Here is a 13,996-nt window from a genome sequence, read left to right on the forward strand (position 1 = left end):
CCTTCTACTCAGTGGGCAGCGGGCGTCACGCCCGCTGCGGGTTGGTTCGTCAGCGCGTCGACCACGCGCTCCATCTTCATGTACCGCGAGCCCTTCACGAGCACCGTCGCCTGCGCGCCGTAGCCCGCCGCGAGCAGCGCCGACACGAGCGCGCCGACATCGTCGAAATGGCGGGCCGTGTCGCCGTATGCCGTACAGGCATCGCGCGACGCATCGCCGAGCGCGAACAGCACGTCGATCCCGCGCTCGCGCGCATAGGCGCCGATCTCGCGATGGAATGCCGGCCCTTCGTCGCCGACTTCGCCCATGTCGCCGATCACCAGCACGCGCGGCGCCGGATGCGCGGCGAGCACGTCGATCGCGGCACGCATCGAATCGGGGTTCGCGTTGTACGTATCGTCGACGACCGTCGCGCCCGCGAGGCTGCCGGCGATCGCCTGCTTCACCTGCAGCCGGCCCTTGACCGGCTCGAACGATTCGAGGCCCTGCCTGATCGCCGACAGCGCGACGCCGGCGCCCAGCGCCGCGGCCGTCGCGGCCAGCGCGTTGCGCGCGTTGTGCTCGCCGAGCGCACGCAGCCGCACCGTGACGGCGCCGGCCGGCGTGTCGATCGCGAGTTCGCCGCCTTGCAGACGGCCCGTGACCTGCGCTTCGGTCTGCCGGTCGGCATCGTTCAGCGCGAAATCGAGGATCCGGTTGCCCGTCGCCGCGACGCGCCAGATGCCCGCGTACGCATCGTCGGCCGGGAACACCGCGACGCCGTCCGGCGGCAGCGCGTGAATCACGGCCGCGTGTTCGAGCGCGACGGCTTCGACCGTCGCCATGAATTCCTGGTGCTCGCGCTGCGCGTTGTTGACGAGCGCGACCGTCGGCGCCGTGAGGCGCGCGAGGATTTCGGTCTCGCCCGGGTGGTTCATCCCGAGCTCGATCACCGCGAGGCGATGCGCGGCCGACAGGCGCAGCAGCGTCAGCGGCAGGCCAACGTCGTTGTTCAGGTTGCCGGCGGTTGCGAGCCGCGCGTCGGTGCCGACCGCCGCCGCGAAGATCGACGCGATCATTTCCTTGACGGTCGTCTTGCCGTTGCTGCCCGTCACCGCAACGAGCGGCAGCGGGAATCGTTTGCGCCAGCCATGCGCGAGCGCGCCGAGCGCGGCACGCGTTTCGCCGCCTTCGATCGCCGGCATCGCGAGGCCTGCCGGCACGTGCGCGACGAGCGCCGCGGCAGCACCGCGCGCGGCGACATCGGCGAGGAAGTCGTGTGCATCGAAGCGCTCGCCCTTCAGCGCGACGAACAGGTCGCCCGGGCCGACCGTGCGGCTATCCGTCGACACACGGTCGAACGTGACGCCCGCGTCGCCGTGAACGGTTGCGCCGGGAATCAGGCGAGCGGCTTCGTCGAGACTGAGCATCGTCATTCGCCGCCTCCCTTGCCGTGCGTCGGGCGCGCTGCCAGCGCGAGCCGCGCGTGATCCTGATCGGAGAACGTACGTTTCTTGCCCATGATTTCCTGCGTCGCCTCGTGGCCCTTGCCGGCCAGCACGACGACGTCCTCGCGGGCGGCGCCGCGCACCGCCTGCAGGATCGCGCTCGCGCGATCCTCGATACGACGTGCGCGAGCGGGCATGGTCATGCCCGCGACGATCTGGTCGATGATGCGCTGCGGATCTTCGCTGCGCGGGTTGTCGCTCGTGACGACGATTTCGTCGGCGAGCCGTTCCGCAATCGCCCCCATCAGCGGCCGCTTCGTCGCGTCGCGGTCGCCGCCGCAGCCGAACATGCACACGAGCCGGCCGCCGCGCGCCGCGGCGATCGGGCGCAGCGCGTCGAGCGTCTTCTCGAGCGCGTCGGGCGTGTGTGCGTAGTCGATCACGACGAGCGGTTCGTCGTTCTGCAGCCGGCCGCCAAGCCGCTGCATCCGGCCGTTGACGGACTCGAGCCGTTCGATCTCGGCGAGTGCCGCGTCGAACGGCACATCGGCCGCGAGCAGCGAGCCGAGCACGGCAAGCAGGTTGCTGACGTTGAACGTGCCCAGCGTGCCGACTTCGACGTCCGCGTCGCCCCACGACGAACGCAGGCGGAAAGCCGTGCCGGTCGCGGTAGCGCGCACGTCGAGCGCAACCAGCTCGCGATCGGCGTCGGGCGCCTGCGCGTCGCCGATCCCGTACGCGATCGTGCGCACGCGGCCGGCCAGCTTCTCGAGCAGGCTTTGGCCGGCTGCGTCGTCGCGGTTGACGACCGCCGCGCGCAGGCCACGCCATGCGAACAGCTTCGCCTTCGCCGCCTCGTACGCGTCGAACGTGCCGTGATAGTCGAGGTGATCCTGCGTGAGATTCGTAAATACCGCGATGTCGAACGCCGTACCGTTCACGCGCCCCTGATGCAGCGCGTGCGACGATACTTCCATCGCCACGGCCCGCGCGCCCGCGTCGCGCAACTGCGCAAGGCTGCGCTGCAGCTGCGACGCGTCGGGTGTCGTGAAACCCGTCGGCACGAGCTGGCCTGGCATCCCGCTGCCGAGCGTGCCGATCACCGCGCACGGCTGGTGCAGCGCCGTCAGCGCGGCGGCGATCCACTGCGTGCACGAGGTCTTGCCGTTCGTGCCGGTCACGCCCACAGCGAGCAGGCTGTCGCTCGGGTCGCCGTACCAGCCGCTGGCGATCTCGCCGGCGAGCTGGTCGAGCGCCGGCACCGCAAGCGCGACGGGCACGGCCGGCACAGCGGCCAGCCCTTCCGGCTGATACAGCACGGCGGCCGCACCGCGTGCGACGGCGTCGGGAATGAAGGCGCGGTTGTCTGCCCCGTCGACCGCATACGCGACAAACACGTCGCCAGCCTTGAGGCTGCGCGTGTCGGCATGCAGTTGTGCCGCGGGGGCCACATGCTGACGCAGCCACGCAAGCGCGGCTGCGATCTGCTGATGCGCCGGATGGGAACTGCGGGCGGCGCTCATCGAACAACTCCTGGTGAATTACGCGTCGTGCTGGACACGATCATATGCTTCGCACCGCCACCCGCGGCCAGCTTTTGCGGCCCCGTTGCGGAAGGTGCTGCCGGCGAATCGTCAGACACGACGAGCTGCTTGATCGGCATGTTCGGCGGCACGTTCAGCGCACGCATCGTGTCGCCGGCGATCGCCGAGAATACGGGGCCGGATACCTGACCGCCGAAGTGGCTGCCGGCGGTCGGCTCGTCGACCGACACCGCGACGACGATGCGCGGATTCGGCATCGGCGCCATGCCGACGAACGATGCGCGGTACTTGCGCGTATAGCCATGGCCTTCATGCTTGTACGCGGTACCGCTCTTGCCGCCGACGCGATAACCCGGCACGGCCGCATCCGGCGACGTGCCGCCCGGCGCGACCACCGTCTCGAGCATCGCGCGCACTTCGCGCGCGGTGGTCGGGTTGAACACCTGCGTGCCCGCGACCTGCTGGTTGGGGTCAGTCTTGAAAATGGTCACGGGCATCAGCTCACCGTCGTGCGCGATCGCCGTGTACGCCCGCGCGAGCTGGAACAGCGACACCGACAGGCCATAGCCGTACGACATCGTCGCCTGCTCGATGCGGCGCCAGCTCTTCCACGGCCGCAAGCGGCCGGCCACCGCGCCCGGGAAGCCGACCTTCGGCGCCTGGCCGAGGCCGATGCTGGTATACATATTCCACATTTCCTCGGGCCGCATCGTCATCGCGATCTTCGTCGCGCCGATGTTGCTCGACTTCTGGATCACGCCGCCGACCGTCAGCGTGCCGAAACCCGCGTCGTCGGTGATCGGCGCGCCGTCGAGCACGAAATGCCCGTTGCCCGTCTCGACGAGCGTGTTCGGCGTCACGCGATGCAGGTCGAGCGCGAGCGACACCGTGAACGGCTTCATGATCGAACCCGGCTCGAACACGTCGGTCATGATCCGGTTGCGCAACTGCTCGCCCGTCATGCGCGAGCGGTCGTTCGGGTTGTACGTCGGGTAGTTGACGAGCGCGAGCACCTCGCCGGTGCGCACGTCGACGACCATCGCCGCGCCGGCCTTCGCCTTGAACTTCTCGACGGCGGCCTTCAGGTTCGCGTACGCGATGTACTGGATCTTGCTGTCGATCGACAGGTCGACGTCGGTTCCATTGTGCGGCGGGATCTGCTCGGCGACGTCCTCGACGATGTGCCCCATCCGGTCCTTGATCACGCGGCGCACGCCCGACGTGCCGGACAGCATCTTCTGGTCGCCCAGTTCGACGCCCTCCTGCCCTTCATCCTCGACGTTCGTGAAGCCGATCAGGTGCGCGGTGATCTCGCCTTCCGGATAGAAGCGCTTGTATTCGTTGCGCTGATAGATGCCCGGAATGTCGAGCGCGGCGACCTTGTCCGCGATGTCGATCGGCACCTGGCGCTTTACATAGACGAAACCCTTGTCTTGCGACAGCTTCACGCGCAGCTCCTTCGACGTCATGCCGAGGAGCTTGCCGAGCTGGTTGACCTTGTCGGCGTCGAGATCGTCCGGCACCGCGTCGGGAATCGCCCAGATCGCACGCACCGGGAGGCTCGTCGCGAGCACGAGCCCGTTGCGGTCGAGGATCTTGCCGCGCGTCGCGGGCAGCTCGAGCGTGCGCTGGTAGCGGCTTTCGCCCTGCTTCTGGTAAAACGCGTTGCCGGGCCCCTGGATCCAGAACGCCCGCGCGGCCAGCGCGACGAACGCCATGAACAGCATGAACACGACGAGCTTCGAGCGCCACATCGGCAGGTGCACACCCAGCACGGGGCTCGATGTGAATTTCACGTTCTGGCGCTTTTGCGACGGCTTCATCGCGTGCCCCCCTTGCCCTTGCCGGCCGTGTCGGCCGAAGCAGGGATCGGCGCGTCGATCGCCTTCGCGGCGCCCGGCGGCAGCGTCAGGTATTGCGTGCGGCCGGTCGTGATCGGCTGCATCTTCAGCGAATCGTTCGCAAGCTGCTCGATGCGCGACGTCTTCGACAGCGCGCTCTGCTGATATTGAAGCTGCGCATAATCCTGCTGGAGCTGACGCTCCTGCGACTGCGCGCGCTGCAGCTGGATGAAGATCTGCCGCTGCTGGTTCGTCGAGTTGACGACCGACAGCGCGCAGCCCATCACGATGATCAGCAGGAAGATATTGAAGCGGCTCATGGCGTGACGCGCTCCGCAATGCGCATCACGGCGGACCGGGCGCGCGGATTCGCGGCGACCTCCGCTTCACTCGGAAACTGGCGGCGGATGATCTTGAGCGGCGGGCTCGGGAGATCGACGGCACGGATCGGCAGGCGACGATCGACCGCAGGCGCACTGGCGTGCGCCTGCATGAATCGCTTGACGATCCGGTCCTCGAGTGAATGAAAGCTGATGACCACCAGCCGCCCCCCTTGCTCCAGCAACGACAGTGCCGCGTCTAGTACGACTTGCAGGTCCGCAAGCTCTTGATTGACGTGAATCCGTATAGCCTGAAAGGTGCGGGTTGCCGGATCCTTGCCCTTCTCACGGGTTTTGACGACGTGACCCACGATTTGGGCAAGCTCGCCCGTGGTGTCGAGAGGCCCAAGACGGTCGGACTCTGCCCGGCGAGCAACAAGCGCCTTTGCAATCTGAAAAGCAAACCGTTCTTCCCCATAATCTCGTATCACCTCCGTCAATTCCTGCACCGAAGCCCGCGCGAGCCATTCGGCCGCCGACTCGCCACGCGTCGGATCCATTCGCATGTCCAGCGGACCATCGGCGCGGAAGCTGAAGCCGCGCGCCGGATCGTCCACCTGCGGCGAGGACACGCCCAGGTCCAGCAACACACCCGACACCTTCTCGACGCCGCGCGCCGCAAGCGCGTCGCGCATCGAAGCAAAGCTGTCATGCACGATCGAGAAGCGCGCATCCTCGATGCCCTGCGCCGTCTCGATCGCCCTCGGATCCTTGTCGAACGCGATCAGCCGCCCGGCCGCCGCCAGTCGCGCGAGCACCGCGCGGCTGTGGCCGCCGCGCCCGAACGTGCCGTCGACATAAACGCCGTCCGGCCGCGTCACGAGCGACTCGACCGCTTCATCCAACAGCACTGTCCGATGCTGCAATTCGTTTCCCATCGCGGGCGTCTCCGTCACCGCAATCAGAACGTGAAATTCTTCAGCGCGTCGGGCATGCCCTGCGCCATCGCCGCCTGCTCCTTCGCGTTGTAGGTCTGCGAATCCCACAGCTCGAAGTGACTACCCATTCCCAACAACATGACTTCCTTTTCCAGTCCGGCTGCCATGCGCAGCTCGGGCGATACAAGAATCCGGCCCGCGCTGTCGAGATCGACGTCCATCGCATTGCCGAGAAAAATTCGCCGCCACCAGTGCGCGTCCATCGGCAGCGCGGCGATCTTGGCGCGGAACACTTCCCATTCGGGGCGCGGAAACAGCAACAGGCAGCCGTCCGGGTGCTTGGTCACAGTCACCCGTCCTTCTGCCTGTCCTTGCAGCGCTTCGCGATAGCGAGCCGGCACCGACATCCGCCCTTTCGCATCGAGCGTCAGCGCCGACGCCCCTTGGAACACTTTCCGCTCTCCCGTTCAGGGCACCGAAGTACCCGACCAATGCTGAGAATTTAGCCGGAATAGCCCGCCAAATCACACAAAAATACACTTTCTCACACTGTCTCCCACTTTAGAGGAAGGGTGTGGCACGGTCAAGGGAGCGGCCCGCTTTTTTGACGAATTTTGTTAGTTAGAACAAGGACTTACGCGCACATGCTCATGCGCCCCTCATTCCAAAAACCGTTATAAATGAATGAGCTAGTGCAACATGTGAAGGTGATACATGAGAAAGACGGGCCAGACGGGCGTGCGGACGGGGCTTTCGGGGGCGGGAAAACGTGGAATAAACGGGCGGTATCGGAGGCGGTGAGCCGGGGCGACGTCATGCGTCGCCTGGCGCAAATCTCAAAGATAGTATGCAGTGCTCGTCATGACTTTCGACGCGGCACGCATCAGCATCCGCGCAGGCAGCGGCAGTTCGATTCCACCGGCGTCGGTCGCGGCCTTGCCGTGCTTCACCTCGTCGATGCGCATCTGGTCGACGATCGCGCGCGATGCCGTATCGGTCGCCGGCAGTTCCGACATATGACCTTCCAGGTGACTCTCGACCTGCCGCTCCGTCTCGGCCATGAAACCGAGGCTGACCTTGTCGCCAAGCGTGCCGGCCGCCACGCCGATCGCGAGCGCGCCGGCATACCACAGCGGGTTCAGCAGGCTCGGACGCGAATCGAGTTCTTTCAGGCGGTGCGCCGTCCATGCGAGGTGGTCCTCCTCCTCACGCGCGGCCTCCTCGAACATCGCCTTCGCCGACGCCGTGCGCGCGGTGAGTTTCTGCGCCTGGTAGAGCGCCTGCGCGCAGACTTCGCCGACGTGGTTCACGCGCATCAGCCCTGCGGCATGCGTACGCTCCGCGGGCGTCAGCTCGACGTCCGGCGCGGTGGCCGGCGCGGGCACCGGCCGGCTCATCCGGCTAATGCCGGTCAGCGATCGCAGGCCGCGATCGAATTCGCTGATCAGTTCATCCAACACCATCCTGTTCTCCTGGCTGCATGTGCCGCCGCGAGCGGCGAGAGCACGAGTCCGCTGCGTAACCGACTTGATTATTCAGCGGAAATTGCGGTTAACCCGTGATTTTAACCATTGTTGCATAAAGGAAACATGGCGACCTTGAGCTGCGGCATTTCGCTTTGTGGCAAAAAACGGTTTTGCTACATTACGTGCGACTTCTTGCGAAGTTGATGGGGCCCGTCAACAGAACATAACTATCCGCCCCGCCAAAAAAATTCAGTGATTCTTGGAGATCCGTTAATGAAAAAGTCGCTTCTCGCGCTCGTCGCGCTGGGCGCGTTCGCTGGCGCTGCTCATGCGCAAAGCAGCGTGACGCTTTACGGCATCATCGATGAAGGCCTGCTCTTCAACAACAACGCGGGCGGCAAGCACCTGTACAGCATGGCCAGCGGCGTGATGCAAGGCAGCCGCTTCGGCCTGCGCGGCACCGAAGACCTCGGTGGCGGCCTGAAGGCGATCTTCACCCTCGAAAACGGTTTCGACGTGAACAGCGGCAAGCTCGGTCAGGGCGGCCTGATGTTCGGCCGTCAGGCTTACGTCGGCCTGTCGAGCCAGTACGGTACGGTCACGCTGGGTCGTCAGTACGACTCCGTCGTCGACTTCGTCGGCCCGCTCGAGGCAGGCGACCAGTGGGGCGGCTACATCGCCGCTCACCCGGGCGACCTCGACAACTTCAACAACGCCTATCGCGTAAACAACGCGGTCAAGTTCACGAGCCCGTCGTACGGCGGCTTCACGTTCGGCGGCTTGTACAGCTTCGGCGGCCAGGCAGGCCAGTTCTCGAAGAACCAGGTCTGGTCGCTCGGCGCAGGCTACAACAACGGCCCGCTGGTCCTGGGTGTCGGCTACTTGAACGCACGCACGCCGGGCAACTTCGGCGGCATGTTCAACAACGGCTCGACGGCTGCGACGACGGCAGTATCGTCGCCGGTCTACGGCGCATACGCGAACAACGCGAACACGTACCAGGTCATCGGTGCAGGCGGCGCTTACACGTTCGGCGCGGCGACGATCGGCGCGACGTACTCGAACACGAAGTTCAAGGGCTTCTCGGTCGGTCCGTTCGTGAACCAGACCGCGACGTTCAACAACGGCGAAATCAACTTCAAGTATCAGCTGACCCCGGCGCTGATTCTCGGCGCAGCGTACGACTACACGCAAGGCAGCAAGATCGACGGCAACTCGGCAGCCAAGTACCACCAGGGCTCGCTGGGTGTCGACTACTTCCTGTCGAAGCGCACCGACGTCTACGTGATCGGCGTGTACCAGCATGCATCGGGCAACGTGCTCGACGCGAAAGGCAATGTCGTTCAGGCAACGGCAGCGATCAACGGTCTCGCAGGTTCGAGCACCAGCAACCAGGTCGCAGCACGCGTCGGCATCCGTCACAAGTTCTAATCAGCTTGTCTGACAAGCCGCAGCATATTGAAGGCGCCTTCGGGCGCCTTTTTCTTTGCCGGCGATGAAAACGGAAGCGGCATGCCGGACGATCGCGGTGCGATTCACGACCATCTGCATGGCCCTGCGGCAAAGCATACGCAAATGCCGGGCGCTGCCAACGCATGCGCCGAAATGCCGTGCCGTCCGACCTCAGCGCTCCCGCCAGCCACTCGACCGAATCGTCCCGGCCGGAGGAAGTCCCCTCCGTCGGACGCCTGTTGCGCGCCGTTGGATCCGGCGGCGTCGAATTTCGCGCCCACGCGGCGCAGCAAATAAAAAACCCGGCACACAGCCGGGCTTTCGCGGTCGATTTCGACGTTACGCGCGTCCGTCGCGCAGTTCGCGCCGCAGAATCTTGCCGACGTTCGTTTTCGGCAGCTCCGTGCGGAACTCGACCAGTTTCGGCCGCTTGTAACCGGTGAGCCGCTCCTTGCAGTAGGCGAGGATGTCCTTGTCGGTGAGCGCCGGGTCCTTCTTCACGATGAACAGCTTCACCGCTTCGCCGGAATGCTCGTCCGGAACGCCGACCGCCGCCACCTCGAACACGCCCGGATGCGACGCCACCACGTCCTCGACTTCGTTCGGATACACGTTGAAGCCGGACACGAGAATCATGTCCTTCTTCCGGTCGACGATCTTCACGTAACCGCGCGCATCCATCACGCCGACGTCGCCCGTCTTGAAGAAGCCATCCGGGAACATGACCTTCGCGGTCTCGTCCGGCCGGTTCCAATAGCCGGCCATCACCTGCGGCCCGCGGATGCAGATCTCGCCGGGCTCGCCCAGCGCGACGTCGTTGCCGGCGTCGTCGCGAATCGCCACTTCGGTCGACGGCAGAGGCAAACCAATCGTCCCGCTGTATTCGGTCGCCGTCACCGGGTTGCAGGTCGCAACCGGCGACGTCTCGGACAGACCGTATCCTTCGATGATCGCGGTATGGGTCTTTTCATACCAGCGCTTCGCGACGCCCTCCTGGATCGCCATGCCGCCGCCGTTGGCGATCACGAGCTTCGACAGGTCGAGCTGACTGAATTCGGGATGGTTCAGCAGTGCGTTGTACAGCGTATTGACGGCCGGAATCGTCGAGATCTGGTAGCCCTTCAGTTCCTTGATCATCCCGCCGATGTCGCGCGGGTTCGGGATCAGGATGCCCATCCCGCCCGTGCGCATCGTCAGGAAACCGCAGACGGTCAGCGCGAACACGTGATACAGCGGCAGCGCGACAACCGTCACGAACTGTTTCACCTCCGGGTACTTCTCATGAGCCGGATGGTGCCAGGCGCCGGCCTGCAGCACGTTCGACACGATGTTCCGGTGCAGCAGCGTCGCACCCTTCGCGACGCCGGTCGTACCGCCCGTGTATTGCAGGAACGCGGCGTCGTCAGGGCCGATCTTCTGCGGCTTGAACGCCTGCCGCGCGCCTTCCGACAGCGCTGCCTTGAAGCGCGTGAACGACGGCAACTGCCACGCAGGCACCATCTTCTTCACGTTGCGCACGACGTAATTGACGAGCCATCCCTTGATGCCCAGCAAGTCGCCCATCGACGCGACGACGACATGCTTGACGGCCGTATTCGCAATGACGGCCTGCAGCGTCGACGCGAAATTCTCGAGGATGACGATCGCCTCGGCGCCGCTGTCCTTCAATTGATGTTCGAGCTCGCGCGGCGTGTAGAGCGGATTGACGTTGACGACGGTATAGCCGGCGCGCAATACCGCGGCGATCGTCACCGGGTACTGCAGCACGTTCGGCATCATGATCGCGACGCGCGCACCGCGCGCGAGACCACGGGATTGCAGCCACGCGCCGAACTGGCGCGACAGCTTGTCGAGTTCGCCGTACGTGATGCCCTTGCCCATGCAGACGAACGCCGTGCGGTCGCGATACTGCCGGAAGCTTTCGTCGAGGAGATCCGGGACAGACGGATAAGGAGACGCATCAATTTCGGCTGGAACGCCGGGCGGGTACGATTTCAGCCAAATTTTTTCCATACTGCGCGTCTCCTCACAGATTTTCGAATGGTCGTGCTAAAACGCATCGTAACGGCTCGCCCGTCCCGAGACAACAGGGTTAGATGTCCACTTCGAACTTCCGCGGAGAATCGTCTGATCATACGGGAATACTCGATCAAATTCGCTCAACCTCCACAAGACAGTCGTAAAACGTCGCCGAATTGCCTAGATCGGTCAACGCCTGGCTCGTTACTTCGTTTGCGTTCCTGCCGTCCGGCGACAGCTTCTTCCACCAGATCGACAACCCGACAACGAGCCCTGCACGTGCGCGATCGGTAATTCTCGCGAGCGCCTGCATCGATCCGCGGTCGTTGAAGATGCGTACGATGTCGCCCTCCGAGATGCCGCGCGCATCGGCGTCGGCCGGGTGCATGTCGAGATGCGGCTCGCCTTCCGTAGTGCGCAGGCTGTCGACGTTCACGAACGTGCTGTTCAGGAAGTGGCGGGCCGGCGGCGAAATCATCGCGAGCGGATAGCGCGCGGCGAGTTCGGGTGCGGCCTCGGCCGACTCGAACGGCGGCAGGTAGTCGGGAACGGGGTCCATGCCCATCTGCTCGAGCCGCGGGCTGTAGAACTCGCACTTGCCGGACGGGGTGCGGAAACCGCCATTCGCGAACGGCGCGTCCGGCAGCTTCAGCTTCAGCCAGCCTTCGCGTTTCAGCGTGTCCCAGTCGCTGTCGAGCGACGGATCGTCCCACCGGAGCGCCGCGCGCGCGACCTCTTCGTCGCTGTGATAAAGCGCGGGCTCGTCGAGCCCCATGCTGCGCGCGATGCCACGAAAGATCTCCGTGTTCGGCCGCGCGTCTCCGACCGGCGGAATCGACGGCAGGTTCGCCATCACGTAGGTGTGGCCGTACGATTTGTGGACGTCCAGGTGCTCCAGCTGCGTGGTCGCCGGGAGCACAATGTCGGCGAAATCGACGGTATCCGTCTTGAAATGCTCGAGAACGACCGTGAACAGATCGTCGCGCGCGAACCCTGCGGCAACCTTCGACGAATCCGGTGCGACTGCCACCGGATTCGAGTTGTACACGATCACCGCCTCGACCTTTGGCCCGAACGTTGCATCACCCGCGTGCAACAGCGCATCGCCGATCGCGTTCATGTTGATCATGCGCGGCAGCTTGTGCGGCCAACCCGGCATCAAATCCGGGCGCAGCAGCGCCGCCTGGTTGACCGGCGCGGATTCCGACGACGAGAGCAACAGCCCGCCAGCTCGATCCCGCCAGGCCCCTGTCAGCGCCGGCAGGCTCGCAATCGCGCGCACGGCGTTGCCGCCGCCGCGTACGCGTTGCATGCCGTAGTTGAGGCGAATCGACGCCTTGTGGGTCGCGCCGTAGCGACGCGCAAGGTCGATCAGCTCCGACACATCGATGCCGCAGATCTGCGCGACGCGTTCCGGCGGATAGGACAGCGCCCGCGCCTTGAGTGCGTCGAAGCCGAACGTGTGACTGGCGATGTAGTCGTGATCGAGCAGGTCTTCGGTAATCAGCACGTGCATCATGCCGAGCGCAAATGCGCCGTCGGTACCCGGCTTCAACGCGATGTGCTGATGGCATTTCTCTGCTGTCAGCGAACGATACGGGTCGATCGCGACAAGACGGGCGCCACGGCGCTTCGCTTCCTGCGCGCGTGTCCAGAAGTGCAGGCTCGACGCGATCGGGTTCGCGCCCCATATCAGAATGAGTTCGCTTTCCTCAAAATGCTCGAGGTGCATGCCGAGGCTACCGCCATACGTGTAACGCAGCCCCGCTGCACCGGCCGCCGCGCAGATCGCACGCTCGAGCCGCGATGCGCCGAGCTTGTGGAAGAACCGCTGGGCGATGCCCTCGCCCTGCACAAGCCCCATCGTCCCCGCGTAGCTGTACGGCACGATCGCTTCCGGCTCGCGCGCGGCGATTTCACCGAGGCGGCGGCCGATCTCGTCGAACGCTTCGCTCCAGCTAATCGGCGCGAAGCGCCCTTCCCCCTTCGCGCCGACACGCTTGAGCGGAACCGTGAGGCGATCGGGATGATGAACCCGATCGGCATACCGGCTGACCTTCGTGCACAACACGCCCTGCGTCGGCGGGTGGTCGGGATCGCCCGTGACCTTGATCGCCTTGCCGTTCTCGACGGTCACACGCATGGCGCACGTGTCCGGACAATCGTGTGGGCAAACGGCCCGGGCTACCTGTGTGGCGGCGTTCATCGTTTTGAATGCAGAGATGGGGATTCGCAAATTTTACGTTGCCACGCCGGATAAAGCGTTTATTTCGTACGGATCTTGGGTTATTTAGTCGAAGAGCGATTGCGGGAGCCGAAGGGTTTTAGTGGCTATGCATACCGTTCGCGGAAGGAGAACGGTGCCTCCTTCTTTGCATTCGACGTGGACGGTGGAAAATTGGTCACGTCCGACCGTGCCTGTCGATACGTGAAGTGGAGGGAGTTGTGCCTTTGATCGAAGATGCAATCAATAAGCCGATGAACCGCTAGAGATATCAGCTATTGACAGAATGCGGCACTGAAATTGGGCACATGGGAAGGGACGACTTGGACGCCCCCGGCGCTCCGGCTCCGACTGCGCTGCCGTTGCTTGGCGTGCCCTGCATTTTGTCTGCGCCAATGCAAAAACCCCCGCCTGGTTGGGCGGGGGTTTCTGGCTAAGGGAGCCTGACGATTACCTACTTTCACACGGGAATCCGCACTATCATCGGCGTAGAGTCGTTTCACGGTCCTGTTCGGGATGGGAAGGGGTGGGACCGACTCGCTATGGTCATCAGGCAAAGAGGGGTGTTCTGCTGGCGTGGCCAACAGAACCAATCTGGGAAGAAGCAGTAATTTAGGTTGTATGTACCGCACACGAGAATCCAACCAGTCCGACGCGCTGTAATCAGCGCGAGACAGACTTGTTATAGGATCAAGCCTTACGGGCAATTAGTATCAGTTAGCTGAACGCATTACTGCGCTTACACACCTGACCTATCAACGTCCT

Annotated in this window: 10 protein-coding genes and 2 rRNA genes; 1 reads left to right on the top strand and 11 read right to left on the bottom strand. The window is 64.5% G+C overall.

Annotated features, from left to right (window positions below):
• Positions 1-8: 8 nt before the first annotated feature.
• The 7 genes from ACPUER_RS14025 to coq7 all read right to left on the bottom strand — a co-directional run bounded on the left by ACPUER_RS14025 (position 9) and on the right by coq7 (position 7,533).
• A complete protein-coding gene (locus tag ACPUER_RS14025) occupies positions 9-1,415 on the bottom strand; it encodes a UDP-N-acetylmuramoyl-tripeptide--D-alanyl-D-alanine ligase (RefSeq protein ID WP_175963141.1) in 1,407 nt (468 codons plus the stop codon).
• Positions 1,412-2,950 (bottom strand): UDP-N-acetylmuramoyl-L-alanyl-D-glutamate--2,6-diaminopimelate ligase, encoded by a 1,539-nt coding sequence (locus ACPUER_RS14030; protein ID WP_425131394.1) that lies wholly within the window; start codon positions 2,948-2,950, stop codon positions 1,412-1,414. The genes ACPUER_RS14025 and ACPUER_RS14030 overlap by 4 nt, the downstream gene beginning before the upstream one ends.
• Complete coding sequence (locus tag ACPUER_RS14035) at positions 2,947-4,794, bottom strand: peptidoglycan D,D-transpeptidase FtsI family protein (protein ID WP_111015383.1); 1,848 nt, start codon at positions 4,792-4,794, stop codon at positions 2,947-2,949. Before ACPUER_RS14035 ends, ACPUER_RS14030 begins: the two co-directional genes overlap by 4 nt.
• The gene (ftsL, locus tag ACPUER_RS14040) at positions 4,791-5,132 is read right to left on the bottom strand and encodes a cell division protein FtsL (protein ID WP_226195294.1); all 342 of its coding nucleotides are present in this window, start codon (positions 5,130-5,132) and stop codon (positions 4,791-4,793) included. Before ftsL ends, ACPUER_RS14035 begins: the two co-directional genes overlap by 4 nt.
• The gene (rsmH, locus tag ACPUER_RS14045; protein WP_175963143.1) at positions 5,129-6,070 is read right to left on the bottom strand and encodes a 16S rRNA (cytosine(1402)-N(4))-methyltransferase RsmH; all 942 of its coding nucleotides are present in this window, start codon (positions 6,068-6,070) and stop codon (positions 5,129-5,131) included. Before rsmH ends, ftsL begins: the two co-directional genes overlap by 4 nt.
• Positions 6,071-6,093: 23 nt before the next feature.
• Positions 6,094-6,522 carry a division/cell wall cluster transcriptional repressor MraZ gene (gene mraZ, locus ACPUER_RS14050; RefSeq protein ID WP_006487094.1) on the bottom strand — a complete coding sequence of 143 codons (429 nt, stop codon included), beginning with the start codon at positions 6,520-6,522 and terminating at the stop codon, positions 6,094-6,096.
• A 384-nt stretch (positions 6,523-6,906) separates the two neighbouring features.
• Positions 6,907-7,533, bottom strand: a complete 627-nt coding sequence (gene coq7 / locus ACPUER_RS14055; protein WP_425131395.1) for a 2-polyprenyl-3-methyl-6-methoxy-1,4-benzoquinone monooxygenase — start codon at positions 7,531-7,533, stop codon at positions 6,907-6,909.
• Between the two features lie 276 nt (positions 7,534-7,809).
• On the opposite strand from coq7, the gene ACPUER_RS14060 reads away from it, so the two are divergent.
• Positions 7,810-8,967, top strand: coding sequence for a porin (locus ACPUER_RS14060; RefSeq protein WP_175963144.1), 1,158 nt, complete (start codon positions 7,810-7,812; stop codon positions 8,965-8,967).
• 360 nt (positions 8,968-9,327) lie between these two features.
• Here the strand turns inward: ACPUER_RS14060 and ACPUER_RS14065 are convergent, their stop codons facing one another.
• The 4 genes from ACPUER_RS14065 to ACPUER_RS14080 all read right to left on the bottom strand — a co-directional run.
• Complete coding sequence (locus ACPUER_RS14065; RefSeq protein ID WP_175963145.1) at positions 9,328-11,001, bottom strand: long-chain fatty acid--CoA ligase; 1,674 nt, start codon at positions 10,999-11,001, stop codon at positions 9,328-9,330.
• A gap of 136 nt (positions 11,002-11,137) precedes the next feature.
• Entirely contained in the window at positions 11,138-13,213 is a 2,076-nt protein-coding gene (locus ACPUER_RS14070) for a molybdopterin-containing oxidoreductase family protein (protein ID WP_175963146.1), read from the bottom strand.
• A gap of 459 nt (positions 13,214-13,672) precedes the next feature.
• Positions 13,673-13,785, bottom strand: a 5S ribosomal RNA gene (rrf, locus tag ACPUER_RS14075).
• A gap of 132 nt (positions 13,786-13,917) precedes the next feature.
• Positions 13,918-13,996: ribosomal RNA gene (locus tag ACPUER_RS14080) — 23S ribosomal RNA — on the bottom strand; the annotation flags it as partial.

Origin of the sequence: Burkholderia sp. DN3021, from assembly GCF_049805555.1 — a bacterium.
Taxonomy (GTDB): Bacteria; Pseudomonadota; Gammaproteobacteria; order Burkholderiales; family Burkholderiaceae; genus Burkholderia; species Burkholderia pyrrocinia_C.

Excerpts from the sequence above, each read along its gene's own strand:
- ACPUER_RS14025 (WP_175963141.1), bottom strand. The coding sequence starts at position 1,415 with ATGACGATGCTCAGTCTCGACGAAGCCGCTCGCCTGATTCCCGGCGCA.
- coq7 (WP_425131395.1), bottom strand. The coding sequence starts at position 7,533 with ATGGTGTTGGATGAACTGATCAGCGAATTCGATCGCGGCCTGCGATCG.
- ACPUER_RS14035 (WP_111015383.1), bottom strand. The coding sequence starts at position 4,794 with ATGAAGCCGTCGCAAAAGCGCCAGAACGTGAAATTCACATCGAGCCCC.
- ACPUER_RS14065 (WP_175963145.1), bottom strand. The coding sequence starts at position 11,001 with ATGGAAAAAATTTGGCTGAAATCGTACCCGCCCGGCGTTCCAGCCGAA.
- ACPUER_RS14060 (WP_175963144.1), top strand. The coding sequence starts at position 7,810 with ATGAAAAAGTCGCTTCTCGCGCTCGTCGCGCTGGGCGCGTTCGCTGGC.
- rsmH (WP_175963143.1), bottom strand. The coding sequence starts at position 6,070 with ATGGGAAACGAATTGCAGCATCGGACAGTGCTGTTGGATGAAGCGGTC.
- ACPUER_RS14070 (WP_175963146.1), bottom strand. The coding sequence starts at position 13,213 with ATGAACGCCGCCACACAGGTAGCCCGGGCCGTTTGCCCACACGATTGT.
- ftsL (WP_226195294.1), bottom strand. The coding sequence starts at position 5,132 with ATGAGCCGCTTCAATATCTTCCTGCTGATCATCGTGATGGGCTGCGCG.
- ACPUER_RS14030 (WP_425131394.1), bottom strand. The coding sequence starts at position 2,950 with ATGAGCGCCGCCCGCAGTTCCCATCCGGCGCATCAGCAGATCGCAGCC.